This is a genomic window from Lysinibacillus sp. C5.1 (assembly GCF_016350185.1).
In the GTDB taxonomy this organism is placed as follows: Bacteria; Bacillota; Bacilli; order Bacillales_A; family Planococcaceae; genus Lysinibacillus; species Lysinibacillus sphaericus.
This window is the reverse complement of record NZ_CP066226.1, coordinates 383,365-409,489: the sequence shown is the minus strand read 5'-3', so window position 1 is coordinate 409,489 and position 26,125 is coordinate 383,365. Positions and strand designations below refer to the sequence as shown.

The window sequence follows — 26,125 nt, the reverse complement described above, 5'->3', positions numbered from 1 at the left end:
AAGGTACCTATTTTTCATTTTTGCGATGAAATGTCACCTCTTTGTCTACTACGCTTTCCTCCACTTTAAATTTATCTCGATTAATGATAACCTCTCGATTTACCTTGTCCGCTTCAGTTACATCTGCACCTTTTCGCTTTTGCCAATTAAATAGCTCCTCACGTGCAAACTCTTCGTGAACCACTTTTGGAAAATCCATTGTAGCTAGCTGTTGGGAAGGATAGATGGTCACTGGTTGCTTCTTGCCATGTAACGCAATAACAAGCATCGCTTTTGCCACCTGTGAAGCATCGATAGCACGCATACGTTTTAATGGTCCTATTAGCAAAGGTTTAGCAAGCTTTAACACCTTTTCCCCAGCCTTCTCACCAAAACGAAACTCATCTCGTTGCCCTACTAACAGAGATGGACGAATAATGGATAAGCGTTGCATACCTAGCTCTATTAAAGCTTGCTCCAACTTCCCCTTCACCCGATTATAGTAAATTTTTGACCGTTCATTTGCACCCATTGCCGTTATAACAAGCAAATGGGGAATCCCTTGTTTTTTCGCTAATGAAGCAATAGCTAGTGGAAATTCAAAATCCACTTTTTCAAATTCTTCACGTGAGCCTGCCTTTTTGATAGTAGTACCTAAACAACAATATAACTCATGAGCAAATTCAATATCCTTTTCTTCTAGTGTGTCAAAGTTACGAATCTTGACCTCTAACTTCGGGTGTTCATAGTGAAGCTTTCTTCGTGCAATAACGATGACCGAAACGTATTCATCATTTTCACATAACTGTTCTATGAGCGAGCTTCCCGTTAACCCAGTGGCTCCCACAACAATTGCCGAACGCATACCCAATCTCTACTCCTCCTATCTGCCTTAACATAGACGGTTACTAGATATGTATAGTATGAATAAGAATATAGCTTATCCTCTCTATTATTCATCGGTATGACAAACGCCATTTTTGAAGTTTAACTACATACTTTCTTTATCTAATGTTAATTTTTACACATACTTGCCCATTTTTCACCATAATTTAAATAGACAGATGAAAGGATGGGATACATTTGCAAAACGAAACACAAACAATAAAACCGAAAAAATCGATTGTTTTCATAATTGAAAGCTGTATTGATAAAGGGCTGTATCCTTTTGAACGGGTTGCAACATTGGCTAAGTTGCTTGTGCAAGAGGACGTTTTCATATTCGTCAAAACCCCTTCTAATGATGGGATTCAAATTTTAATGCATCACAATCTTTCACCAATACTATTCGATCTTTTTGACGAATTACCTAAGCAAATCAAAGCCATACAGCCTGATTTAATTGTCAGGGACGGTCGTAACTCCGAAAGTTGGCAAGTGGAAAGTTTACGACCATTCTGTAAAACGATGATTCATTTTGATGATTTTGGTGATGGTGGCCAAGCCTGTGATTGTGTGTTACTCGCACTCTATCAAGAAGTGAAAGATTATTTTCCATCTCATTATATTGGTGGCAGTTTTGCCTTTGCATTACCAGAAGCCTATCAACATACGGAATCATTACCTGATGTTAAAGTCTCTGAAAACCCTCCTCATATTGTTGTTGCTTTTGAGGATGGGGACGAGCATAACTTAACGTATCGAACTCTTCGCCACCTAACCCAGCTACAAATCCCACTACAAATTACAGTAATGATAGATGATAGCTATCGCCATGCGACGGATGACTTGCAAATGATGGTACTTAGTCGTCGTAATACTGCCCTATTGCGTGATAAAGACGCACTTCTCAAATTGTTACCCAAAGCCGATGTCATTATCTGCAATGCGAACTATACACCTTATAAAATTGCTTCTTACGGTGTGCCTTGTATTACACTTGCACAAACGGAGAACGAGCTATTACATGCTTTTCCTCGTGAGCATAACGGCTTTATACACCTCGGTCTCGGCCGTAAGATGAAACAATCACAAATACAAAATGCGGTGATGGAGTTTTTATTGCATGAGGCTCGTAGTGAGCGGGCTGTAAAAAAACAGCGACAGCTGAATCTCGCAAGTAATAACCAAACATTGGAATCATTATTACTCGATTTCGCTTATGATCGACATAATATCGCTTCAACTTAGTGATTCTTTTAAGGTGAATATGATACAATATATTAGAATTTTTCACTTCTTTTCCCCTTGCTTCTAGTTGAATGTAGGCTAGAATTTTCAAGGGAGTTTAAAGCATCAGTACCCGATTGATTTTAACAATTAAGCGGTGGAGGGATGATAAAACCTCCATCGCTTTTACACGCATTGGTAATACAAATGAAACGATAAAGGAGCGACAAACCATGCCAACAAAAAGCGATATTGAATATCAAATTAAAGAATTAAAAATGGATTATATGAATTTACAAGGCGACATTGAAAAACTTGAATCTACAGGCCATAATGACCAAGTCGTTAAAGCAGAACAACGCCTAGCTAACATGGAAACAAAGCTAGCCGAATTAAACAAACTACTAGCAGAGCTTTAATATTTTGCATATTGCAACTGTATGTAATAACAGTCGTACAGCGAATCTATCTACACAAGACGTAATCGAAATTATGGAGGAACAACCTATATGGCAATATTAACAGTTGAAAACTTAGGTCATTCGTTTGGTGACCGCACACTTTTTAAAGATGTTTCTTTCCGTTTAGTTGAAGGCGATCATATTGGTCTTGTCGGCGCTAACGGAGTTGGAAAGTCTACTCTAATGGGAATTATTACAGGGCAAACAATTCACGATGCCGGAAAGGTTGAATGGCTACCTGGTACACATTATGGCTATTTAGACCAACATACTGTGCTGACTGCTGGACGTACTATGCGCGATGTATTGCGTGATGCCTTCCTCCCTCTATATAAAAAAGAAGAAGAGTTAAACGAAATTACAGGTAAGATGGCTGAAGCGACACCTGAAGAATTAGAAGAGTTACTAGAACAAATGGCAGATGTTCAAGATGCACTTGATGCTGGTGATTTTTATTCACTCGATATGAAAATCGAAGAGGTTGCACGTGGTTTAGGTTTGGATGCGATTGGACTTGAACGTGATGTAGCTGCCCTGTCTGGTGGTCAACGTACGAAAGTATTACTGGCAAAGCTTTTATTAGAAAAGCCAAAGGTATTATTACTCGATGAGCCAACGAACTATTTAGACGAAGAGCATATTACATGGTTAAAAAACTATTTAAAAAACTATCCACATGCTTTCTTATTAATTTCCCATGATACGGAATTTATGAATGAGACTGTAGATGTGATTTTCCAATTAGAGTTTTCAAAACTGACTCGCTATACAGCTACGTACGAGAAGTTTTTAGAGCTAGCTGAAATCAATAAACGTCAACATATTGATGCATATGAAAAGCAACAGGAATTCATCAAAAAACAAGAAGACTTTATCGCCAAAAATAAAGCGCGTTACTCTACAACGGGTCGTGCTAAATCTCGCGCGAAGCAGCTTGATCGTCTAGAACGAATTGACCGTCCTGAAACAGCAGTAAAACCTGAATTTGGTTTCAAAGAAGCTCGTACACCAAGCCGTTATGTAGTGGAAGCTGAAAATTTAGTCATCGGTTACGATAAAGACAAGCCTTTACTACCACCACTTTCATTTATGATTGAACGCGGCGAGAAAATTGCCTTAGTCGGTATGAATGGTGTTGGTAAATCTACATTATTGAAAACGATGCTCGGTAAAATCAATCCGCTAAGTGGTACGGTTATTCGTGGGGATTATTTAGCCCCTTCTTACTTTGAACAAGAAGTAAAAGCAGATAAAATTACACCGATTGACGATGTCTGGAACGCCTTCCCATCCATGGAACAGGCACAAGTACGCGCTGCATTAGCACGTGCTGGATTAAAAACAGATCACATCACTCGCCCACTTAATTCTTTATCTGGTGGTGAGCAAGCGAAAGTTCGTTTATGTAAACTCATGATGGAAGAAGCCAACTGGTTACTATTTGACGAACCGACAAACCACTTAGATGTCGATGCAAAAGAAGAATTAAAACGTGCTATGAAAGAATTTAAAGGCACAATCGTACTCGTTAGCCATGAACCTGATTTTTATGAAGGTTTAGTAACGAAAGTATGGAATGTACAAGACTGGTTCACATCTGGTCAACAAAGCTAAAGTGCAAAGCTAAAGTGCCAGTCACCCACACAATTCAAAATTGTGTGGGTGACTGGCACTTCCTCTAAACTTACATCATTGTAAGCTTATTTAATGAAACTTTTCCCTCTTCCCAGCGTATATTTAGTATAGATTAAAAAATATCATATTCTCTTAAAAGTTTTTTAAATAACTATTGATTTATATATAGCTTACTAGTAAGATATATGTATAACCTATTTAACTTACTGATAAGCTATTCATAAAATATAATCTAACAAAGAAAGCGGGGAATGAAGAATGACAGTTACAATTTACTCACAAGCGAGCTGCTCTTCATCCAGAAAAGCATTAAAATGGTTAAAAGAACACAACATTGAATATAAAGAAAAACGTATTACATCACATCCTCTTACACTTGCTGAATTTAAAGAAATTTTAAGCATGACAGAAGATGGCACTGATGAAATTATTGCTACAAACTCTAATGATTTTAAAAATCTTAATATTGATATTGATCAGCTTTCTATTCAAGAGCTATACGCGATTATTCAGGCGCACCCAAGAATGTTACGTAGCCCTATCCTTATAGATGAAAAACGTATCCAAGTTGGGTACAATGAGATGGACATTCGTCGTTTTATTCCACGTAAAGTACGTGCTTACGAGTTAAACGCGATGACAAGATTGGCTCAAGAAAGTTAAAACTGTTTTGGAGATGACCTTATATGGATCAAGAAAAACAACAAGCCATTACCTCATTATTTGAAGTTGTCTCTTCTATCGAGCGTAAATGGGCAAACGAGTGGAATAATCATAATGTACTCGGCTTTTCAAAATCCCATATTTTAATTTTAGACTACTTATCGCAGGAGGGACCAAAGCGCCCTTCTGCTATAGCTGAGCGCTTAAAAGTTACAACAGGTGGCGTCACGGTATTAACGACCAAACTGATTAATGCTGGCTTTATCGAAAAAACACAGCACGCTACCGATCGCAGAGCCTCGCAATTAGTTATTACGACCGAGGGTGAAGATATCCTTGAAGAATCACGTCAACAAGTTAGCGAAATTATTAACAATATGTTTGGCATGCTGTCAGCAGAAGAGGTGCAAACATTACGTGATATTTTTGCCAAGTGTTTACTAACTGTCGATACTAATCGTCAAGATTAAATTTTCAGCTTTGTGTAGAAACACGAATAAGGATGTATTGCAAATTATTGTTTGCAATACATCCTTATTTTGATTGGCCGAACGAATACTTCCGTCTAAGTAGTTAAGATAGTGCGACCAATTGTTTTTATTACGCTGGTAGCACAGCCTCGACGATTGACACATCAGCCATAAGCATTTCTTTTAGGCGAGCTTTCGCACGGAATAAACGAGATTTCACCGTCCCAATAGAAACTTTCATAATAGTAGAAATTTCAGCAAGTGAATATTGGTCTATGTAGAAATACCATAAAGTTTTTCTATAGATTGCATCTAACTGTCCCATTTTATCCTGTACTAGCTTTGTCACAATTTCTTTTTCAATTTTTTCTTCTGTTGAAATTTCATTATTGGGAACCAAATCTAAAATCGGTACGTCTAATGTTTCAGGTTGGTTCATCATGTACTTACTGCGTCGTACTTTTTTTCGATAGCGATCTCTAAATGTGTTCATTGTAATGGTTGTTAGCCAAGCTTTAATATGTTCTACTTCGGCAACGCTATCTTCGTAGCGTACGACTTTGACCCAAACTTCTTGCATCAGATCTTCTGCTTCTACATTATTACGAGTAAGTTTCAAACATAAATGGTATATATAACGATTATATTCCTCATATACGCCTTCTAATTTTTCATTCATTGTGTATTCCTCCGCTTCTTGTTCTTGCTTCTATACACATTCTCGCAAAATAATGTATTACACTCTATCGTATTGGCTTTCAATTTCATTACAATCGTGTAAGCTTAAATGCTTTTACTTGTAATATTCGTAAAAAATGTTTTACTACTATATCTCTTTTATACGGAAAAACCTATGAAAACCCTTCCAAATTCAAATTTACATAGTCGCATTTAATTATTGTAGGCTTAATATTACTTTTGCTTACATAAAGATTTGTTTGTAACTAATAGCGAAGCTTTACACAGTACCTTTATCACTATCATCAAGATATACAAAAAGCTCTTAAAAGGTATTACCCGCTTTAAGAGCTTTTTAAGCTATTTATTGAAAATCTATAATGATTTTTAATGCATGCTCATCCGCCGCATTAGCAAAAGTTTCGTAAGCTTCCATCATGTCGTCAAATTTATAGCGATGTGTAGCTAACCTTTCTGGCTTAATCTTCCCTGTTTCTAACGTTTTTATTAGCATCGGTGTTGTGCTTGTCGATACTAAACCTGTGGAAATTGTCACGTTGCGAATCCATAAATCTTGTAATTGCAAATCGACAGGTTTACCATGAACACCAACATTAGCTAAACGACCTCCTGGTGATAAAATTCGCTGGCAAATATCGAATGTTGCAGGGTAACCTACAGCTTCAATTGCTACGTCAACTCCACGACCATCTGTCATGTCAAATATTTTATCGATTGCAGCTTGGGCATCACGTGAATTGATTGTCTCTGTAGCACCAAATTTCTTGGATTCTTGTAAACGATTATCATCGATATCAATCATTATAATTTTTGAAGGAGAGTAAAATTGCGAAGTTAATAGTGCAGACATTCCAATTGGACCTGCACCTACGATAGCTACTACATCACCTGGTGACACTTGACCATTTAATACGCCAATTTCCAAACCCGTTGGTAAAATATCAGAAATCATAACAGCAGCATCATCGGATATTCCTTGTGGAATGTGGTATAGAGAGTTATCAGCATGTGGAATATGAACATACTCTGCTTGTGTTCCATTGATTAAATGACCTAAAATCCAGCCGCCATCTTCACAATGAGCATATAAAGATTTTTTACAATAGTGGCATTTACCACATGACGTCACGCATGAAATAATTACTTTATCGCCTACTTTAAAGTTTGATACGCCTGCCCCTACCTCTTCAACAATTCCAATACCTTCGTGACCTAAAATTGTCCCCTCTTTAACAGCAGGTACATCGCCACCTGAAATATGCAAATCCGTACCACAAATAGTTGTTTTCACAAGACGCACCACTGCATCGCTATCTTTCACTACACGAGGTTTGTCTACTTCACGTAATTCCTTTTTACCTGGTCCTGCAAATACTAGCGCTTTCATTTAGAATTCTCCTCTCTCAATAGATTTGTAGACTTAATATACTTTAAATATAATTAATTATTCAGAAAACGTCAATTAACTGGACTCTTTTTAGTTAATTTTTATAATTTTTTAGAGACAAAAAAGCCTTCTTAAATATCGCCATTTAAGAAAGCTCTCGTATTCGCATTATTCTCATTTATCTATGGAAGCATGGCCTCGACGCAATCGATATTCTGCACCCGTTAAAAATGGCACCATCGCTTGTAAACATGCATCATCATATAAATACTCTTTAAAAACAATTGGTGGTACTAACAGCTCTTTTTCTTTACAAGCTTCTTTACAATGTTCAATAAACGCTGGTTGTAGGCTAGTATACAAAACTAATGGCATTGGAAACTGGTCATACGCTTTCTGTATAGCCATTACCATTAAGTCTTCACTTAGTAATTGATCGAAGCTGAAGCCTGTTATTTTCTTTGTATGAACATCTATAATAGACGCCATATAAGCCCATCCTTGATGCCAAGTTGGTACGTAACTTATATTGATTACCCATTTTTCGTTAGCTTTTGTCGTTTCAAAGCCTACATTTACTATTGGTTCCGGAACTTCTTCTACTTGTGCTTCCCTTGCCTTTTTTAATACGCGCTGGACCTTCCGCAAACTCCCTTGAAAGCCTCGCATTTTCAATATTTCATAAAGCTGTGCACCATTATAAAGCTGCCCATCTTCGATAAATATTTGTTCAATTTCCTCTAATAACTCTTCCGATGCCGACTTTCTTGATGACTGTTGCTTTTTTTGCAACCCACTATAGTAAGTACTTTTGGGCAAGTCTAATAGCTCACAGAGTACTTTAACAGCATGTTTTTTACTTTCCCGTTCTATATAATCAATTACATCTGTATCATCTAATTGGCTGCGAATATGGTAATAGCCTTTTTTAATATATCGACCTCTTGTTTTAATCGTTCGTTTTCTTTTTGAACGGTTAATACTTCTGCCTTCGTCATGTTGGTGACACCATCAACTGGTGTATATAACTTTATCCATTTATAAATGGTTACTTCAGATATACCATATTCGCTTGATAATTTACTGACAGCGGTGCCGAGGCGATATTGTTTTACAAGCTCTAATTTAAAGTCAGATGAATATCGTTTATTCCCCATACAACTCCCCCTTTTTTCTCCTATTTATAATAGTTGCTTGTCATAACAATGTCTAGGTTGCTGAAAAATTAAGGATGGTTCCGTATGAATCATCACGATTTCAGCTATAAATAATGTTTTGGAAAGCATTGCTACAACAGGATTCCCCCACCACATTATGCTATACTATTTCTATTATCGAAATATTGAAAGAGGGATGAATGTATGACGCAATTACAGACATTAAATGCTTATTTTGCTGAACATCGTGAGGCGCACTTAAATGAATTAAATGAATTTTTACGTATTCCAAGTATTAGTTCATTATCTGAGCATAAAGGCGATATTCAGCATGCCGCAGAGTGGCTAGCTGATGCCTTCAAGAAACTCAACTTAGAAAACATTTCTATCACTCAAACTGCTGGTCACCCTGTTGTTTATGCTGACTGGTTACATGCAGAAGGCAAACCAACTATTCTATTTTACGGTCACTACGATGTACAGCCAGTTGATCCATTACATCTATGGGATAGCGAACCGTTCAACCCTACGATCCGTGATAACAAATTATTTGCACGTGGCGCAAGTGATGATAAAGGTCAAGTGTTTATGCACTTAAAAATGATTGAAGCACTATTTGCAACGACTGGTACTTTGCCAGTGAACGTAAAATTCATCTATGAAGGTGAAGAAGAAATCGGTAGCCCTCATCTGCCTGCCTTTGTTGAAGAACATAAAGAAAAATTAGCAGCCGATTTAATTTTGATTTCAGATACAGGTCTTTATGGTCCTGGTAAACCAGCAGTATGCTATGGCTTACGCGGTCTTACAGGCGTACAAATTGACGTGCGTGGCGCAAAAGGCGATTTACATTCAGGCCTATACGGTGGCGGTGTACAAAATGCCATTCATGCACTAGCAGAAATTTTAGCATCCTTCCGCGATGAACACGGTACAATCCAAGTAGAAGGTTTCTACGATAAAGTATTACCATTAACGGAAGAAGAACGTGAAGCTTATCGAGCACTAGGCTTTGACGAAGACTCCGTAAAAGAGGAAGTCGGCGTATCTGAATTGTTCGGTGAAGCAGGCTATTCTTATTTAGAGCGTACTTGGGCTCGCCCAACGTTAGAAGTAAATGGTGTATTCGGTGGATTCTCTGGTGAAGGCATTAAAACTGTACTTCCTGCTGAAGCTGGTGCAAAAATTACTTGCCGACTAGTACCAAATCAGGAGCCAGAAGAAATCGTTGCTTTATTAAAAGCACATATCGACAAACATAAGCCTGCCGGTGTAGACGTAACGATTTCAGAATTCGATAAAGGCCGTCCATTCTTAACACCATTTGATCATCCATTTATTCAAGCAGCTGGTCGTTCCTACGAAAAAGTTTATAATGTACCTACCGCTTACACACGTGGTGGAGGTTCGATTCCAATCGTTGCTGCCTTTGATGAAATTTTAGATTTACCAGTTGTTTTAATGGGCTTTGGTCTATCGAGCGAAAACTTCCATGCACCAAACGAGCATTTCCATTTAGAAAACTTCGATAAAGGTTTACGTGTATTAGGAGACTATTTATATGAGGTTGCAGCACTAAGTCAATCGTAAACAACACAACTTATCCGCGATGTACTTTGCTTTACCCGCGAAATACTTTGGGTTATCCGCGCTTTATTACCATTTACCCGCGGAATACCCGATTTTACCCGCGCTTTACTGCGGTTTACCCGCGATAATAAAAATCCCCTCGCCATCTGGTGAACTGCACCCCAATTGTTAGACACATCTAACAATTGGAGGTGCAGTTTTTAATGGCAAAATATACTGCAGAGGAAAAATTACAAGCAGCTTTACGATACTTAGAAGGCAAAGAAAGTTCACATGAAATTGCTAAATCGATTGGGACAGATCATAAGGCTATTCTTAACTGGGCTAAACAATATGAGTATAACGGTGTTGAAGCGTTTATAAAATCATATACAAACTATACAGCACAGTTTAAACTAGACGTACTAAACTTCATGATTGAGCACGGCACGTCCTTAATAGAAACAGCGGCTATCTTTGGTATAGCAGCTCCATCGTCCATTATTCATTGGCGAAAACAGTTTGAAACAAAAGGATTCGATGCCCTTCAATCAAAGGAAAAGGGGCGTCCATCCATGAAAAAAGAAACCAATAAACAACCAAAACATACACCAGTAGAAGGCTCACCAGAAGCACTTCAAGCTCGTATCAAGCAGCTTGAAATGGAAAACGAGTATTTAAAAAAGTTGAACGCCTTAGTTCAAGCCAAAGAAACATCACCAAAGAAGACAAAGTAAAGGTCATCTATGAATTAAGGCATAAATACTCGGTGAAGGCACTTGTCGAATTCGCACAGATTCCACGTAGTACGTATTATGACATAGTGAAGAAACTGAATCGTCCCGATCCAGATACCGACTTAAAGGCTGAAATTCAATCCATCTATAACGAACATGAAGGGCGTTACGGATACCGTCGCATTCGTGATGAACTCGCAAATCGTGGACGAAGAGTGAATCATAAGAAAGTACAACGTATCATGAAAACACTTCGTTTAAAGTGCGTAGTCAGAATGAAAAAGTATAAATCATATAAAGGGACAGTCGGTAAAATCGCACCGAATATTTTAGACCGCAAATTTACAGCTGAAGCCCCTAATGAAAAGTGGGTAACAGATATTTCAGAGTTTAAATTGTTTGGTGAAAAACTCTATTTATCCCCTGTTTTAGACTTATTTAACGGAGAAATTATTACTTACACAATTGGTCATCGACCAACGTATTCACTTGTCTCAGAAATGTTGGAGAAAGCATTAGAGAAGTTACCAGAGGAACGCCAATTACTGATGCATTCCGATCAAGGCTGGCATTATCAAATGAAGCAATACCGTCACGCACTTGCATCAAAAGGCATTGTGCAAAGTATGTCACGTAAAGGCAACTGTTATGACAACTCGGTGATGGAGAATTTCTTTGGGATTTTGAAATCGGAATTCCTTTATTTAAAGGAGTTCGAAAGTGTTGAGCATTTTAAATTGGAACTTGAAAACTATATAACGTATTACAATACGAAACGAATTAAGGCAAAATTAAAACTGAGTCCGGTACAATACCGAACTCAGTTTACCCAAGCTGCCTAAATGAAATAACCGTGTCTAACTTTTAGGGGTCACTTCACTGGCAGGGGATTTTTCATTTATTTATTCACCAAAATTCGTTACAAACTGTGCTGATGTTTTTCGTTCTTTACCTTTTGGTACTTCATCAAAATAACCGACCTGTAACATCGCTATTACACGTTCACCTGGCTGTACTTTTAATGCTTCACGGAATTTAGGATTATCTAAGAAGCCTGGTGTTTTCCAGCAAGAGCCAATACCTTTATCCCAAGCTAACAGCTGGATATTTTGAATAAAAATACTCGCTGCTGCGTAATCTTCTAAACGCTCTTTTTGACGTGCATCCTCTGGCACAATAACAAATACATAGCCACCAGGCAATGTAAATTTTGCCATTTGCTTCGCTAAATCTTCACTCGAAAGCTCCTGCCATTTTGGAACAGCTAACTCTCGTAATAGCTGATGAAGTGCAACTAAATCATCATCGCAAGCAATAACTAAACGCCACGGTTCGCGATTACCATGGTTCGGTGCCCAGACAGCATCGTCAACAATGCCCAGTAAATCATCACGTTTCACCAATTGCCCATTAAACTTCTTAATTGAACGGCGATTTATAATTGCATCTCTTACCGATAAAAATTGTTCGCTCATTTTTTTCTATCTCCTTCTAATAATAGTAGTATATATCATTATTCTTCATTTCTATCTCCAACATTATCATAAAATGATGAGCTTTAAAACTGCTAACACTCTAAGCAAAACTATCATCTATATGATAAAAATAATAGGTCATATTTGGGGTATACGCCGTAGAATCCTGATAAAAATAAGCCCTATTAATACTATCTGATGTATGTGCATTGACATAGGGAATTCCATTTTGAATACTCGTAACAATGACCGAATGATCAATTCTGCCATCTCCTTGAAAATCATAAAATATAACGTCCCCAATGTCTAATTGTTCTGCCGTTTGCACGCGTGTTGCCTTTAAACCCGTTTTTGAGCCCTCTAAATACCATCTTAGAGAATGTGCCACAGACCAGCTAAAGCTCCAGTTTCCTTGCTGAATCCACCAGCCCCTTTCCCTATTTGGTGCCCCTCGCATCGGTGCTCCTCCAGCAAGTAAGCACTGTGAAATATAATTCGTACAATCGACATCAAAATTCGGAAATGCCGGATTACGACTATTCCACCATAAATTCGCATATTGTACAGCTGCCTGTCTGTTATACATTTTGGCCACGCTCCCCCTCCTTATGTCCATCATATGACTCCATCGTTCGTTCTATTAATTAGGCGATTCAACGCAAAATTGCTGAAAGCGGTCACATTAGGCGCTATCTTTTCCAATTTCAAGATAGTTTTTGCTACAATAAGATTAAACAAATTGGCAATTTTTTTATTTTACGAACAGAAGGGATGTTGAATGTGAAGCAGCATGCTGAGAAAGAAATTTTACAGCCTACTCTTTTATGCGATAAAAAAGGGAATTTAAATCCAGCTGCTATTGGATTTGCACGAAAACCTCTCATAAATAGCAATTTAAGCGGACATATCATGCGTAAAAAGAAATGGAACTATTGGTGCATCTATGGCGATGAGATTTTATTCTCCGCAACGATTAGTCATCTTGATTACGCAGCTGTGTGCTTTGTGTATTTCCTTGAATATGAAACTCAGCGCTATTTTGAAAAAACAATAACAATTCCACTCGGTGGCAAGCTCAAAATGCCAACACATGTACTGGAATCGGTATCTTTCACGAATAGTGAAATGACAATTGATATGACCTATATTCAAAACGAAACACATTTATCTGTTTCAATCCCTACTTTTGATGGCGATGCCTTGCGTGCCAATTTAATTATTCAGCATCCACCTTCAGACGAATCGTTAAATGTCGTCATTCCTTGGAATCGTAGGACATTTCAATTTACAGGAAAGCATCATATTCTTCCTACTTCAGGAGAAGTAATCATCGGCAATCGCCACTTTACGTTTACCCCTGAAGAAAGCTTTGCTGTACTTGATTATGGACGTGGTGTTTGGCCACGGGAAGCCACTTGGAACTGGGGCATGGCATCTCAACGTGTTCGAGGTAGACGCATCGGGCTCAACTTAGGTGGTAAATGGACAGATGGTACTGGCATGACTGAAAATGCTGTTTTTGTGGATGGGAAGATGACAAAAATACACGAAGATTTGCTGTTCACTTATGATCGAGAGGATTATATGCAACGATGGACAGTCAAAACAAAATTTTCAAATCAAGTATCTCTAACATTCTCTCCATTTTTCGAACGGGTTGCCGCAACTAACGCAAAACTTGTTAAATCAGAAGTACATCAAATGTTTGGTTATTATGATGGAACGATTTTATTAGATAATGGTGAAACATTAGTTATTAAGCAAATGCTAGGATGTATCGAAGAACATCAGGCAAAATGGTAATAACTATCTCCCATTTCAACCTAAAACACAAAAAAATTCGCCCTCTTTTCGCCATCGATAAAAGAGTGTCGCGAATTTTTTTGTTTCCTTTGGAGTCATTAGTTGTCGTTCAGCAAAGGGTAACTTTGTTAATCTTTATTGATTCCATCTAGTATAGCTTCTGGGTCATCTGTAAATAGGGCTTGTATGCCGAGCTGTTGCAATTGCTGTGCATACTTAACGTCATTAACGGTGTAAACACGCACGGTTGCCTCTTTCTCTAGTGCTGTTGCTATAGGTTTCCTAAATGCAGTAGGTAAACTAACATGAATCGCATTAGCAGGAATGGTTGCTGTATAGGTTGTAAAATCGACTAAAACCTCCGCAAATAAGGCAGCCGTTTCAATGTATGGCGCCATCTGATATACAGTTTGAAGCGATTCATGGTTAAAGGAAGAAATAATGACCCTCTCCGTCATTTGGTGCGTCGCTATTTCCTTTAATACAAGTGCCTCAATTCCTTCGTAAGGAAAGACATCCGTTTTTAACTCAATATTGATACGATGGTGTGTAGCGACAAAAAGCTCTAAAACTTCACCTAATGTAGGAATACTTTCACCTTGAAATTGTGCTGCAAACCACGAACCATAATCATATGCACGCAGTTGCTGAAGTGTAAAATCTTTTACATAACCAGAACCATTAGATGTTCGGTCAATTGTTTCATCATGAATCACTACAAGCTCACCATCTGCGGTGACATGAACATCCAATTCAATACCTGCAATTGGTAGCTTAGATGCTGCATAAAAAGCGGCTTTTGTATTTTCGGGATAATGAGCTGAAACGCCACGATGGGCAAATAAATCCAAATGCAAAACCTCCTTCTACTCTTTACTTCATAGTATAACAATAAGCTAAATAGAACGTTTACACTTGATAGGTAAAATTTTGTATAGTAGTATGAGAATCTACTTAAAATTGTAAGTACTTAGGAGGTGCTAAAAATGACTGCACAACACCCGGATTTTCAGGCTGAGTTAGAGCGCCTTGCATACACGCAAAATTATATGCAACAGATTTTAAATGAATCGCAACGAGACCTGCAATCTGCACAAGAAAATATACGAAAGTCTATGGCGGATTTAGATTATCTAGATTCAAGTTTAAGTTATTTAAACATTTTAACAAATGCTCGTTTTTTTGAAATGGCTCGCAATCAAAAAGAAGGTTTAGAGGCTGTACAAAAAAAGCCTTACTTCGCCCGAATTCACTTTCAAAAAACGGGCGATCCTGAAGAGTTTTTGTATATCGGAAAAACATCCTTATTTCATCGTGAAACACATGAACCTATTATTGTCGATTGGCGTTCGCCTGTAGCAAATGTCTATTACGACGGCCGTCTTGGTGATATGGAATATGATGTTCGCGGAGAAGTTCATAAAGGACATTTATTTGCCAAACGACAATATAAAATTGAAGATGGCGTATTGCTCGATATTCGGGATATTGACTTAACAACAAATGATGAATTACTACAAGAAGCATTGGCAGGAAAAGCAGATGTACGCTTAACAGAAATCGTCTCTACTATTCAAAAAGAACAAAACGATATAATACGCGCTCATCTGCGTCAGCCAATTATTGTCCAAGGTGCTGCCGGTAGTGGGAAAACAACGATTGCTTTACACCGTATCTCATACTTCCTCTATACGATGGGCGACCATTTTAATCCTGAGCAGCTCATGATTTTAGCACCGAATAAGCTTTTTATTGATTATATTGGAGATGTCCTCCCAGAGCTTGGTGTTGATAAAATATGCCAAACAACATTTGCAGACTATGTCCTTGCCGCAACAAAACTAAAGTTAAAGCTACGCAATCCGAATGAACAATTGGAATCACTCGTAATAGGCGGTGCTGACCAGCCAACTGCTTGGATTTCTGAAGTGAAGGGCTCCCTTTATTATCGCGATATGATTGAACGATATTTACAAAAAATTGAATTGCAAATAGCTGAACAATTCGAGGATGTCTATATTGAAAAATATCGTATAATGCGGGCTTCACATTTAAAAAAATTATTCTTATATGAATTTTCTTATATGCCGATTGAAAAACGGTTAGCCCATATTAAAAAGGTACTTGCAAGTCATGTTCGGCAAAAGAAACAAGCCGTCTTAAATACGTTGCATGCAAAATACGATGAAGCCCTTGGAAAAGCGCTCAATGGTATTCGTGATGCTGAGAAACGAAAACACATTGTTACAAAATTTATCGATGAACGCGATGAACGTTTACCCGCCATTGAAAAGGAAGCAAAATCTACCGTTGCTGTCTATATGCGCCGCTTTACAAAATATAATGTAAAAACAGTCTATCGTACGCTGCTAACGAATGCTGAGCTATTAGCAGAAATCGCACCAGAATGGCATTATATGGAACAACAACAATTTTTACAAGCACACGCTAAAGAGCAATGGATGTTAGAAGATTTAGCTGCCCTCTATTATTTACAAGCAAAGCTAAAAGGGATTGCAGATGAATGGAAAATGCGCGTTGTCTTTATCGATGAAGTACAGGACTACAGTCTATTCCAGCTAGCCGCTCTAAAAGCAGGGCTAGAAACGGATATGTTTACAATGGTAGGTGATTTAGCACAAGGAATTCATAGCTATCGTTCCCTAACCGCTTGGGAGCCTGTGCAAAATTTATTTCCCCGCGCTAGCTTTAGAACACTTCAAAAAAGTTACCGAACAACCATTGAAATTATGGAGGTCGCTAACAAAATTTTAATGCAAATGGATGAGCAACTGCCATTAGTTGAGCCTGTAGTCCGTCATGGAGATGCGCCAACATTTGTACAGGCGGCTTCCTTTAATACGCAGCAAATTAGAGAAATTTTCGCTTCCATTAGAGCAAATGGGCACCAATCAATCGCCTTAATTTGTAAAACTACGGCTGAAGCCAAATCAATGCAACAGGCGTTAACGAATGACGCGATTCCTTGTCAACTTCTCACAGAAGATGAATCGATTAATCAGCAAGTATTACTTGTTGTACCAAGCCATTTAGCAAAAGGTCTTGAGTTTGATGCTGTCATTGTTGCTGCCTTTGATACGCCCTTCTTTGATTCGAAAATTGATAGAAAATTACTTTATGTGGCATTAACTCGTGCCATGCATGAGCTATATTTAATTGGTCCTACGAAAAAGGCATTTCTATTAGAAAATTAAATAACACAATAAAAAATAGCACAGTAGGATACAGTCCCTAACATGCTATTTTAGCAGTTGGATAGCCGTGCTCATTCATAACGATTAAATAAATACTGTAAAAACTATTTATGGCGCGGTGGTAATCTGTAAAACTTTCCTTTCGATAAATAAGCTTTCACAACCTTCCACCATGAGCGAGGTGCTTCCCTCGGAGGAGACTTTTTTTTCGGCAATGCTGGCATACGCATGACAACGCCCCCTTTCTTCATCCTTATTAATACTATATGGGCATAGTACACATTTATGATAAAAAAGAGGAATATAACAGAAACTTAAACTTCTTAGCAATAAAAAGGCTGGGACATAAGAGAAAAAGTGTTAGATTGAACCTAATCAATCTAACACTTTTTTGCTATGCAGTTGTTGTCCGCTACGACGGTGCTTTCCGCTCAGTACAGTAAGCCGCAACCCTCTGCTTGCGCGCGGAATGCCCGCGTCTAACATTATGTGCTGTTCTGAGCTGGAGTCACCGCCTTCGCTACCAACAACTAGTGAACACTTCTAATTTTTTTAATTGCAAAAGCAAGAATAGCTAGGTCTCCATATAGCAAAAATTTATGAACAGCTTTCGTCTGTTCCTTAAATTTTTTTAGTTTTGTCCTAGCCTCTCTTTACATTAATTTTTCACATAATAGTCTAGTTGCTGTGCTTTCATAAAGCCTGCCTTCTCATAAACAGAAAGAGCTTTTCTATTCTCGATTTCTACATCAAGCATAACAAATTTAGCGCTTTGTTTACTAGCATAGTCTTTTGAAAAGGATAATAAAGCTGTACCGATTCCTTGCCCTTGATACTGAGGATGAACTGCAAGTGCTGTCACCCATTGAATTTCATTTTCTTCTGCTGTGGTCACCGTACCTACAACGTGGCCATCTTTATGTGCCACCCATAGTTTTCGGCCATGCGTTGACGTATTAAAGTCGATTAGCTCCTCCGATTCTGATGGCAAATCCCCAAACGCATCACTATATATAGCGATTAGTTCAGTCTGCTCCCCAGCGTATGGGGCAATTTGAATATCATCTCGAAGTTTAACTGGCTCTGCTTTCGTTTCCAATGTTGCTTCTGAAAAACTGTATGAATAGCCAAACTTTTCGATAAATGTATGCCCGTAAGGAGAGCCATCAATAACAACTGCTAACTGACCTTCTGCTCCTCGCTCTTCTAGTCCAGCTTGTAACACATTGACTAAAGCTGTTCCAATTCCTTTTTGGCGATAAGCTGGTGTCACTACTAACGACCATTCATACGTATGCAGCCCCATCAAATCAATGGCACTTGCAGCACCTACTAATACATCATTGTCATCTTCATAAGCAAGCACCATAAAACCTTTCGATTCAAAAGAACCTGCCGATGGTATATTCATAATCGTTTCATATACACGATAATCGTTTAAAGTTGCTTCTTCACATAATATTTTTAATTCATTCAATGTTTCCCCATCCAAAGGGAATGACACTGTAATCACTGAAATGTTCATTGTTTACTCCGTTCTTATATCAGACTATTGCCCTATTGTAGCAAGAAAGAAAATAAACTGGCAACAAATTATCATACCCGTTTCTAATAATCAGCAATTTTACTTCCAATACAGAATAAATAAAAAGATTTGTACTACTATAGGTCTTTAAAATAAATGAAATTTACTAGAAGCTATTAGTTATAAATCATTATATGGCTTCTCATCCTAAGAAATCGAATAATTACATTTATTGTAATTATTATAACATTAATACAAATAAATTACATTAATAAAAGTACTAAATTTCTACAATAAATTATTATACAACCATTACTATTGGCAGGTGCTTCCAATTAAAAAAGAGCGATTTCTAGAAAAATCGCTCTACAATCAAACTTATCCTACTTTCGTTTACCAGTAATTTGCGGTTCTTTTCCACCGCCATAGTTCTTCCAAACATTACTCTTCTAAATGATATGTGGAGGCGCTTAGCATCTGGGCGTAAATGCCCCCAGATTCAATTAATTCTTGCTGTAAACCTGCTTCAACTAGCTCACCCTTCTGCATAACGAGTATGACATCTGCATTATGCACAGTATTTAATCGATGTGCAATGACAAAGCTTGTGCGTCCTTGCATCAGTCGGTCGAGTGCCTCTTGGATTGCTAATTCTGTTACGGTATCAATGCTACTCGTTGCCTCATCAAGCAATAAAATTTTCGGATTAGCAATTAGTGCCCGTGCAATGGATAATAATTGCTTTTGCCCTTGGGAAATTTCACGACCATCTGCTTTGAGAACAGTATCATAACCATCCTTTAGTTTCTTAATAAATTCATGCGCATTAGCGAGCTGCGCCGCTTCTATAACTTCCTCATCACTAGCATCTAAACGGCCATAACGTATATTTTCCCTTACTGTAGTTTCAAACAAAAAAGGGTCCTGTAATACAAAGGCCATTTGGGAACGGAGTGCTTGCCGTTCAATTTGCTGTACATTTATACCATCAAATAGCACTTCGCCCTTCGTCACCTCATAAAATCTAGCAATTAACTGTAAAATCGTTGTTTTCCCTGCACCAGTTGCCCCTACCAAAGCAACCGTCTGCCCTGGCTCAACCGTAAAGTTAATATCTTTTAGTGTGTAAGATTCCTGTGCCACATCATATTTAAAAAACACATGTTTGAATGTTACCTGTCCTACTAATGGATGATTCTTTGCAGTAGACATTTCCATTTCAGACTGTTCATCGAGTAATGAAAATACACGCTCAGCTCCTGCAATAGCTGAGAGTACTGTATTAAACTGATTCGCCAAATCATTCAATGGTCGTGTAAATTGGCGAGCATATTCTGTAAAAATAACAATTACACCTATTGATACATGACCGTAAAGTGCAAGCACCCCACCAATACCAGCAACAATCGTAAAGCTCATATTATTTAAAAAGTTCATGACTTTTGGTATATATCCAGAGTACGTCTGTGCCCAAAAGCCTGTTCTTTTCAAACGTAAACTTTTGTCGCGAAATTCTGCTTTTACACGCTCTTCCTGTGAAAAGGCCTTTACAATTCGCTGTCCAGAAATAGTTTCTTCAATCATGCCATTGAGCGCTCCCATTGCTGATTGTTGCTCTTTAAATAACGGAGCAGTTCGACGTGTAATCCAGCGCATTGCCCAAAACATAATTGGAATAATTGTCATTGTTAAGATCGTTAACAATGGACTCAAGCTTAGCATGATAATAAGCGTGCCCCCAAGCGTTAAAACGCTGGAAAACACCTGTATAAAAGAACTATTCAAAGTAGAGCTAACCGCTTCAATATCATTTGTCATGCGACTCATTAACTCGCCATGTTGCCGTCTATCAAAAAACGAGATAGGTAACTTTTGAAAATGAGTAAAGACACTTGTTCGCAGCCTATATATCGTCTGTTGGGCAATCCCAATCATCCAATAATTTTGTAAAAATAACGAGATAGCTAAAAGCACATAAATTCCGATTAACAGCGTAATTTTACTGCCTAGTCCATTGAGCTCGCCTTGCATCACATATAGATCGATTATTTTGCCGACTATATACGGTCCTAATAGCGCCAAAAGTGAGCTGACCATAACAAGGAATAGTACGATAACTAATAACATCCGTTGTTCATCGACAATTTTCCATAGACGCCATAATGTACTTTTCCAATCTGCTGCTCGTGGCCCTTTCTTTTTCTTTACAACCTGTTTTACATCCTCTTTCGATAAAATCGGCTCATAGCCAAAAGGTTTTTGGAAAAATCCCATTATTTCACCTCCTGCTGGGAGATAGCGATTTTTTGATAGAGCTCAGAAGTTTGCAAAAGGTCTTCGTGTGAACCATAGGCAACCACTTTACCCTCGTCTATTAACAAAATATGATCTGCACCTTTAGCCGTACGAATTTTTTGTGTGACAACGAGCATCGTTGCACTTTCTTCACTAAGCGCATCCCATAGTGCCTGCTCTGTTTTAACATCAAGTGCACTTGTACTATCATCAAGCATTAATATATGCCCTTTTCTTAATAGTGCCCTCGCAATCGATAATCTTTGTTTTTGACCACCTGATAAATTAACTCCCTTTTGCCCAACGCGCGTATCATAACCACTCGGGAAGTCTTCCACAGATGCATGGATTTGTGCCTGCATCGTTGCATTTAACACTTCGTCCATTTCCGCTTTCGTATCCCCCCAACGTACATTATCAGCAATACTACCTGTAAATAATAAAGATTGCTGCGGAACATAGCCTATAATGTCGCGTAGTTCTTGCAAGTCCCATTGTTGAACATCTTTTCCTTCAACATATATCTGTCCTTCTGTCACATCATAAAAACGAGGAATAAGCTGTAGTAATGTCGATTTACCAGCACCAGTAGCCCCCATAATGGCTAATTTTTCACCTGACTTCACTTGAAAACTTACGTTGGACAAGACGGTCGCATCTGTACCTGGGTATTGGAAGCTGACATTATGAAATACCAGCTCCCCTAATTTCAGGTCACTAGATGCCCCCACTATCGATGACGAAGTACTCTCTACTTCATTGTCAACAGCCAACACCTCTGTCATGCGTTCTGCTGAAGCTTTCGCACGGGCATAAAAAATAATAATAAAAGCAAACATTGAAAACGAACCTGTGATACGCATTGCATAGTTGACAATCGCTACAATATCTCCAAGCGGTGCTGTCCCTGTAGCAACTTGCTTTGTACCAAACCAAAGAACTGCCAATAAACTCATGTTCATTACGAACAATAAGACCGGCATAATATATTCCATCGTGCGCAGTGCTTTAACAGTATCCACCTTCAAATGTGATGCCACCTGCTCAAAACGTGAAGCCTCATATTTTCCACGTAAATAAGCTTTCACGAGGCGCATTGCTTGTAAATTTTCTTGAAGCACTCGATTTAATCGGTCTACACGCTTTTGCACTTTCCCAAAATAAGACACACCTTTTGCAACCATAAAAATCAGGAAAAGAAAAATGATTGGTGCCCCAATAACTAAAAACAACGCTAGTTTTGCATTGACAACAAATGCCATAACAATGCTCCCCACAACAGCAAGTGGTGCTCGGAGCATAATACGAAGGCTCATAAACAACACTGTTTGAACTTGTGTGACATCATTTGTTAGCCGAGTAATGAGCGAAGCTGTAGAAAATTTTTGATACGTAGCCAATGTAAAAGATTGTATTTTTTCAAACAAAGCGTTACGCAAATCAAAAGCAAAGCTTTGCGCAGTATGTGATGAAAAATATGAATTAATGACACCGGCTAAAAAGGCGATAAAAGATAAAATAAGTAATACGGCTCCCCATTGTATAATCATCTGTTGATTTTGAGCACGTACACCATCATCAATAATTTTGGCCATAATAAGCGGTTGAATCAGCTCTACGAATAATTCCATAAGCATCAAACATAATGCAATAACGGCTGTCCACTTATAAGGTTTTACATACGAAAAAATTACTTTCACATTCTCTCCCCCTTGTTTGAGAAGAACTAGTATTCTATAAACCTAGTCAAAAACACCTATACAAATAATATTTTTATGCCTTTTCTCCTGCGATTGATAGCCATGTTACACAAACAAGCATAACGAAAACTCCCACTAATTGCCACAATCCAAGTGATGTACCAAATACAATAACTGAGATCACCATCGCCGTTAACGGTTCGATACTTGATAAGATACTTGTCTCTACAGCAGTAATATACTTCATGCTACTTAAAAATAGAATGAAGGCAACTGTGCCCGTAACGATTAGCGCCAGCATTAAACCTGTAATTTTGAAATCTGTAAAAACCGTCCACTGATTGGATTGCCATACACGACTTACTATACCTAACGTCACACCACCGATTAGCATCCCCCAGCCTACGACAAGGAGCACATTCCACTCTTTCATCAGACGTGCGGGATACAATGTGTAAAAAGCAAACGTTAATCCAACTGCTACTCCCCACAATAAGGCTTTATTACTAACTAATAAAGATTCAAAAGAAGCGTTCGTTAGTAGTAGAAATAAACCGAGTAATGTGCCTATAATACCTAATACTTGATATTTAGGTGGCCATTTCTTTAAACTAAGAGATACATAAGCAACAACAAATATTGGCGCTAAAAATTGTAGTAACGTGGCTAATACAGCATTACTTTCATTTATCGCTCCAACGAAAGCATATTGCACACCGAGCATTCCTACAATACCAAAGGTTATAAGCTGTCTACTCCAAAATTTTTGTTGCCATATGCTAAAAATATCTTTACCTGTTAACAATAAGTATGTAAGTAGAAAAATACCTGCAACCGATAGACGAATTGTCAACATAAAAGAAACTGTCAATGCTGTATGATTGAGTAACCATTCCATTAAAGGTCCTGTTGCTCCCCACAACATCGCTCCAGTGATAATAAAAAGTATACCTTTTAATCGTTCCATTCAATTCCCGCTTCCTATATACGTACTAAAAACTGTTATTTTTCTTCAAAACTTTTCTTTAATTTCGTTAGAAAAGTCCTATTTTTTCTCATTATCAAATATTTACAATTATATTCATAATGACTAATTCCCGATAATTATCTATAATATTAGTATATATTGATTACCCAAGGAGATCGAATACTCATGAGTCTTATGCATAAATCATTTACGATAGATGAACATTATATAAATTCACTTCCTTTTCCTGCAATTGTCATAAAGCAAAATGGACAAGCAACAATTTCGGGAAAACACGCTGAAGAACTATTTGGTTTCTCAGTTACTGACATTACAGGACATACTACTCCATCCATACATGAAAATCTACTAAGAAATCTTTCATCTGAGACGTTTCAAGCGATTTTACACAATACAGAAAGTACATATATAGATAAAGTTCAAGTGTACACACATTCTGAAGAAGAAATTTCTTCAGCATTGCTGGCAAAACCATTTATTGAACAAGGTGAACACCTTATTTTAATTATGTTTATGTTACCAGAGTTAATGATTAATTCTGTTTCAAACAGCAGTACATATGTAGACTTAAAGCAAGGTTTAGACTCTACATTTATGACAGTGACTTTGGACCGTGATGGCTTTATATTAGAGTGTAATGCAGAATTTTTAAAAATTAGCCAATGGACACCAAAGCGAGTAATCGGCAAAACTTTCTGGCAACTATTCCCTGAAAACGAAGCGAGTGAAAAAATTACAAATACGATATGGCGCAATTTGAATAATGGCCATACGTGGCAAGGGGAAATCGAGAAGGTTACGAAAACAGGGCAGTCCTATTGGGTACTTCTCACAGCTATCCCAACTTTTAATTTAGAGGCAAATGAACAACAGTTTATTTTAATTGAGAAGGATATTACAAAATCTAAGACCATTCAACACCAACTTGAAAAAATTGCTTATATCGATACAGAAACAGGCTTAATGAATGCCCACCGTTTAGAAAAAGTGATTACAAAAATGATTGAGGAAGAAAAACACTTCTCCTTCGTCTATTTAAGTATCGATAAATTTTATACATTAAAGGAATTACACGATCAACAAATCAATCAAAGCCTAATTATCGAATTTACAAACCGCATCAAAATGTACTTCCAAGACAGTACGATGGCTCGTATTAACGAAAATGATTTTGTTGTCATTACGCCATTAAGTGAATGGTTTATACAAGGCTTCTTGTCCTATTTACAACAGCATCCAATCTATAGCAGCAATATCGCAGTACCTATTTCAATTAGTGGTGGTATTACACGCTACCCTGAGGATCAAACAACCTTCTCTCAACTAATGAAGGCCTCAATCGCAACGATTACGAATGTGCGTGAAGCAGGTGGTGACAAAATTGTCTCCCTTTCAAAAGCAACACATAAAGCATTAAATCGAAAAGCTTTAATTGAAAAACGTCTGCTACAAGCACTAGACCAGAAAAACCTAAAAGTACTTTATCAACCACAAGTTGACATCTATTCGGGTAAAATTACAGCGGTAGAAGCGCTAGTTCGTTGGGAAGATGAAGTGATTGGTGTCGTTTCACCAGATGAACTAATTCCAATCGCTGAGGAAACGGGTCTTATAAACAATATTGGATCGTTTATGATAGAAAAAGCTTGCGAGCAAGCACTTATTTGGAAGAAGGCTGGTCATAATTTAAAAGTGGCTATTAACTCATCTGTGCGTGAATTCCGCGATAAAAACATGGCCAAATCCATTCTTGATATGTTAGCCAAAACAAATTGCCCTGCCAATCTCATTCAAATTGAAATTACTGAAAAATTCGCATTAGAAGCAGAAGCTGCTACCTTTATTACACAGCAAATGCGAAAACTTGAAAACGAAGGGATTGCTTTTGTTTTAGATGATTTCGGTACTGGTTATGGTTCATTCCGATACATGCAAATTTTACCAATCGAAACATTAAAGATTGATAAAACATTTACTAGTTCGTTATTAAAGTCCGAAAAAACACAAAAGCTTATGCATGGCATGGTACAGTTAGGAAAATCTATGGAGTTAAAAGTGGTAGCTGAAGGCGTTGAAACAGCCGAGCAAGCTGATCTATTAATCACTTACGGCTGTGATGCTATTCAAGGTTTTTATATTAGCAAACCTGTTACACCAGACGAAATCGAAGCATTACTTATAAAATAAATAATGTGATAAAAAGCTGTTCCGAAGTATCCAACACTTTCGGAGCAGCTCTTTTTATTCACCATATTTTG

The 26,125-nt window shown here is 37.8% G+C and carries 23 protein-coding genes; 10 read left to right on the top strand and 13 right to left on the bottom strand.

Annotated elements, in window-relative coordinates; all coding sequences use genetic code 11:
* Positions 1 to 7 precede the first annotated feature (7 nt).
* Positions 8 to 844, bottom strand: coding sequence for an NAD(P)H-binding protein (locus I5435_RS01925; RefSeq protein WP_038510114.1), 837 nt, complete (start codon positions 842 to 844; stop codon positions 8 to 10).
* A 218-nt stretch (positions 845 to 1,062) separates the two neighbouring features.
* Here I5435_RS01925 and I5435_RS01920 point away from each other — a divergent pair, with 218 nt between their 5' ends.
* The 5 genes from I5435_RS01920 to I5435_RS01900 all read left to right on the top strand — a co-directional run bounded on the left by I5435_RS01920 (position 1,063) and on the right by I5435_RS01900 (position 5,317).
* The gene (locus I5435_RS01920; protein ID WP_024362783.1) at positions 1,063 to 2,109 is read left to right on the top strand and encodes a PseG/SpsG family protein; all 1,047 of its coding nucleotides are present in this window, start codon (positions 1,063 to 1,065) and stop codon (positions 2,107 to 2,109) included.
* 212 nt (positions 2,110 to 2,321) lie between these two features.
* A complete protein-coding gene (locus I5435_RS01915) occupies positions 2,322 to 2,507 on the top strand; it encodes an SE1832 family protein (protein ID WP_337983144.1) in 186 nt (61 codons plus the stop codon).
* Between the two features lie 90 nt (positions 2,508 to 2,597).
* The gene (locus tag I5435_RS01910) at positions 2,598 to 4,163 is read left to right on the top strand and encodes an ABC-F family ATP-binding cassette domain-containing protein (RefSeq protein WP_024362781.1); all 1,566 of its coding nucleotides are present in this window, start codon (positions 2,598 to 2,600) and stop codon (positions 4,161 to 4,163) included.
* 279 nt (positions 4,164 to 4,442) lie between these two features.
* Positions 4,443 to 4,847 (top strand): transcriptional regulator Spx, encoded by a 405-nt coding sequence (gene spx / locus I5435_RS01905; RefSeq protein WP_024362780.1) that lies wholly within the window; start codon positions 4,443 to 4,445, stop codon positions 4,845 to 4,847.
* Positions 4,848 to 4,870: 23 nt separating this feature from the next.
* Positions 4,871 to 5,317, top strand: coding sequence for a MarR family winged helix-turn-helix transcriptional regulator (locus I5435_RS01900; RefSeq protein WP_024362779.1), 447 nt, complete (start codon positions 4,871 to 4,873; stop codon positions 5,315 to 5,317).
* A gap of 130 nt (positions 5,318 to 5,447) precedes the next feature.
* On the opposite strand, the gene I5435_RS01895 is transcribed toward I5435_RS01900, so the two are convergent.
* The 4 genes from I5435_RS01895 to I5435_RS01880 form a co-directional block, all read right to left on the bottom strand.
* Positions 5,448 to 5,996, bottom strand: a complete 549-nt coding sequence (locus I5435_RS01895; RefSeq protein WP_024362778.1) for an RNA polymerase sigma factor — start codon at positions 5,994 to 5,996, stop codon at positions 5,448 to 5,450.
* A gap of 363 nt (positions 5,997 to 6,359) precedes the next feature.
* On the bottom strand, positions 6,360 to 7,403 hold the full coding sequence (locus I5435_RS01890) for a zinc-dependent alcohol dehydrogenase family protein (protein ID WP_337983143.1): 1,044 nt from the start codon (positions 7,401 to 7,403) through the stop codon (positions 6,360 to 6,362).
* Positions 7,404 to 7,577: 174 nt separating this feature from the next.
* The gene (locus I5435_RS01885) at positions 7,578 to 8,222 is read right to left on the bottom strand and encodes a hypothetical protein (RefSeq protein ID WP_337983142.1); all 645 of its coding nucleotides are present in this window, start codon (positions 8,220 to 8,222) and stop codon (positions 7,578 to 7,580) included.
* Positions 8,223 to 8,299: 77 nt separating this feature from the next.
* Positions 8,300 to 8,560: a transposase gene (locus I5435_RS01880; protein WP_337983141.1), complete on the bottom strand. Its 261-nt coding sequence runs from the start codon at positions 8,558 to 8,560 to the stop codon at positions 8,300 to 8,302.
* A 204-nt stretch (positions 8,561 to 8,764) separates the two neighbouring features.
* Between I5435_RS01880 and I5435_RS01875 the strand changes: the two genes are divergently transcribed.
* Positions 8,765 to 10,150 carry a dipeptidase gene (locus I5435_RS01875; protein ID WP_025218520.1) on the top strand — a complete coding sequence of 462 codons (1,386 nt, stop codon included), beginning with the start codon at positions 8,765 to 8,767 and terminating at the stop codon, positions 10,148 to 10,150.
* Between the two features lie 203 nt (positions 10,151 to 10,353).
* A protein-coding gene (locus I5435_RS01870; protein ID WP_337982349.1) for an IS3 family transposase occupies positions 10,354 to 11,708 on the top strand; the annotation gives its coding sequence in 2 pieces (ribosomal slippage) (positions 10,354 to 10,807 and positions 10,807 to 11,708; 1,356 coding nt in all).
* A 60-nt stretch (positions 11,709 to 11,768) separates the two neighbouring features.
* Here the strand turns inward: I5435_RS01870 and I5435_RS01865 are convergent.
* Both I5435_RS01865 and I5435_RS01860 read right to left on the bottom strand, forming a co-directional pair.
* Positions 11,769 to 12,341: a nitroreductase family protein gene (locus tag I5435_RS01865; RefSeq protein WP_337983140.1), complete on the bottom strand. Its 573-nt coding sequence runs from the start codon at positions 12,339 to 12,341 to the stop codon at positions 11,769 to 11,771.
* Between the two features lie 100 nt (positions 12,342 to 12,441).
* Positions 12,442 to 12,936 (bottom strand): amidase domain-containing protein, encoded by a 495-nt coding sequence (locus I5435_RS01860; protein ID WP_024362771.1) that lies wholly within the window; start codon positions 12,934 to 12,936, stop codon positions 12,442 to 12,444.
* Positions 12,937 to 13,121: 185 nt separating this feature from the next.
* Here I5435_RS01860 and I5435_RS01855 point away from each other — a divergent pair, with 185 nt between their 5' ends.
* Positions 13,122 to 14,144 carry a DUF2804 domain-containing protein gene (locus I5435_RS01855; RefSeq protein ID WP_258841999.1) on the top strand — a complete coding sequence of 341 codons (1,023 nt, stop codon included), beginning with the start codon at positions 13,122 to 13,124 and terminating at the stop codon, positions 14,142 to 14,144.
* Positions 14,145 to 14,272: 128 nt separating this feature from the next.
* On the opposite strand, the gene I5435_RS01850 is transcribed toward I5435_RS01855, so the two are convergent.
* On the bottom strand, positions 14,273 to 14,995 hold the full coding sequence (locus I5435_RS01850; protein ID WP_108030667.1) for a glycerophosphodiester phosphodiesterase: 723 nt from the start codon (positions 14,993 to 14,995) through the stop codon (positions 14,273 to 14,275).
* 135 nt (positions 14,996 to 15,130) lie between these two features.
* Here I5435_RS01850 and helD point away from each other — a divergent pair, with 135 nt between their 5' ends.
* Complete coding sequence (gene helD / locus I5435_RS01845; RefSeq protein ID WP_337983139.1) at positions 15,131 to 17,359, top strand: RNA polymerase recycling motor HelD; 2,229 nt, start codon at positions 15,131 to 15,133, stop codon at positions 17,357 to 17,359.
* Positions 17,360 to 17,463: 104 nt separating this feature from the next.
* Here the strand turns inward: helD and I5435_RS01840 are convergent, their stop codons facing one another.
* From I5435_RS01840 to I5435_RS01820, 5 genes are all read right to left on the bottom strand, one after another.
* Complete coding sequence (locus tag I5435_RS01840) at positions 17,464 to 17,589, bottom strand: hypothetical protein (protein WP_255313807.1); 126 nt, start codon at positions 17,587 to 17,589, stop codon at positions 17,464 to 17,466.
* Between the two features lie 428 nt (positions 17,590 to 18,017).
* Positions 18,018 to 18,884, bottom strand: coding sequence for a GNAT family N-acetyltransferase (locus tag I5435_RS01835; RefSeq protein ID WP_337983138.1), 867 nt, complete (start codon positions 18,882 to 18,884; stop codon positions 18,018 to 18,020).
* 441 nt (positions 18,885 to 19,325) lie between these two features.
* Positions 19,326 to 21,158 (bottom strand): ABC transporter ATP-binding protein, encoded by a 1,833-nt coding sequence (locus tag I5435_RS01830; RefSeq protein WP_337983137.1) that lies wholly within the window; start codon positions 21,156 to 21,158, stop codon positions 19,326 to 19,328.
* On the bottom strand, positions 21,158 to 22,879 hold the full coding sequence (locus tag I5435_RS01825; RefSeq protein ID WP_024362765.1) for an ABC transporter ATP-binding protein: 1,722 nt from the start codon (positions 22,877 to 22,879) through the stop codon (positions 21,158 to 21,160). The genes I5435_RS01830 and I5435_RS01825 overlap by 1 nt, the downstream gene beginning before the upstream one ends.
* A gap of 73 nt (positions 22,880 to 22,952) precedes the next feature.
* Complete coding sequence (locus I5435_RS01820; protein WP_024362764.1) at positions 22,953 to 23,846, bottom strand: DMT family transporter; 894 nt, start codon at positions 23,844 to 23,846, stop codon at positions 22,953 to 22,955.
* 186 nt (positions 23,847 to 24,032) lie between these two features.
* Between I5435_RS01820 and I5435_RS01815 the strand changes: the two genes are divergently transcribed.
* Entirely contained in the window at positions 24,033 to 26,054 is a 2,022-nt protein-coding gene (locus tag I5435_RS01815; protein ID WP_024362763.1) for a bifunctional diguanylate cyclase/phosphodiesterase, read from the top strand.
* The last annotated feature ends 71 nt before the right edge of the window (positions 26,055 to 26,125 follow it).

Coding starts and splice junctions, on each gene's coding strand:
- I5435_RS01925 (WP_038510114.1), bottom strand. CDS start 844: ATGCGTTCGGCAATTGTTGTGGGAGCCACTGGGTTAACGGGAAGCTCG.
- I5435_RS01915 (WP_337983144.1), top strand. CDS start 2,322: ATGCCAACAAAAAGCGATATTGAATATCAAATTAAAGAATTAAAAATG.
- I5435_RS01910 (WP_024362781.1), top strand. CDS start 2,598: ATGGCAATATTAACAGTTGAAAACTTAGGTCATTCGTTTGGTGACCGC.
- spx (WP_024362780.1), top strand. CDS start 4,443: ATGACAGTTACAATTTACTCACAAGCGAGCTGCTCTTCATCCAGAAAA.
- I5435_RS01900 (WP_024362779.1), top strand. CDS start 4,871: ATGGATCAAGAAAAACAACAAGCCATTACCTCATTATTTGAAGTTGTC.
- I5435_RS01895 (WP_024362778.1), bottom strand. CDS start 5,996: ATGAATGAAAAATTAGAAGGCGTATATGAGGAATATAATCGTTATATA.
- I5435_RS01890 (WP_337983143.1), bottom strand. CDS start 7,403: ATGAAAGCGCTAGTATTTGCAGGACCAGGTAAAAAGGAATTACGTGAA.
- I5435_RS01880 (WP_337983141.1), bottom strand. CDS start 8,560: ATGGGGAATAAACGATATTCATCTGACTTTAAATTAGAGCTTGTAAAA.
- I5435_RS01875 (WP_025218520.1), top strand. CDS start 8,765: ATGACGCAATTACAGACATTAAATGCTTATTTTGCTGAACATCGTGAG.
- I5435_RS01865 (WP_337983140.1), bottom strand. CDS start 12,341: ATGAGCGAACAATTTTTATCGGTAAGAGATGCAATTATAAATCGCCGT.
- helD (WP_337983139.1), top strand. CDS start 15,131: ATGACTGCACAACACCCGGATTTTCAGGCTGAGTTAGAGCGCCTTGCA.
- I5435_RS01840 (WP_255313807.1), bottom strand. CDS start 17,589: ATGCGTATGCCAGCATTGCCGAAAAAAAAGTCTCCTCCGAGGGAAGCA.
- I5435_RS01835 (WP_337983138.1), bottom strand. CDS start 18,884: ATGAACATTTCAGTGATTACAGTGTCATTCCCTTTGGATGGGGAAACA.
- I5435_RS01830 (WP_337983137.1), bottom strand. CDS start 21,158: ATGGGATTTTTCCAAAAACCTTTTGGCTATGAGCCGATTTTATCGAAA.
- I5435_RS01820 (WP_024362764.1), bottom strand. CDS start 23,846: ATGGAACGATTAAAAGGTATACTTTTTATTATCACTGGAGCGATGTTG.
- I5435_RS01815 (WP_024362763.1), top strand. CDS start 24,033: ATGAGTCTTATGCATAAATCATTTACGATAGATGAACATTATATAAAT.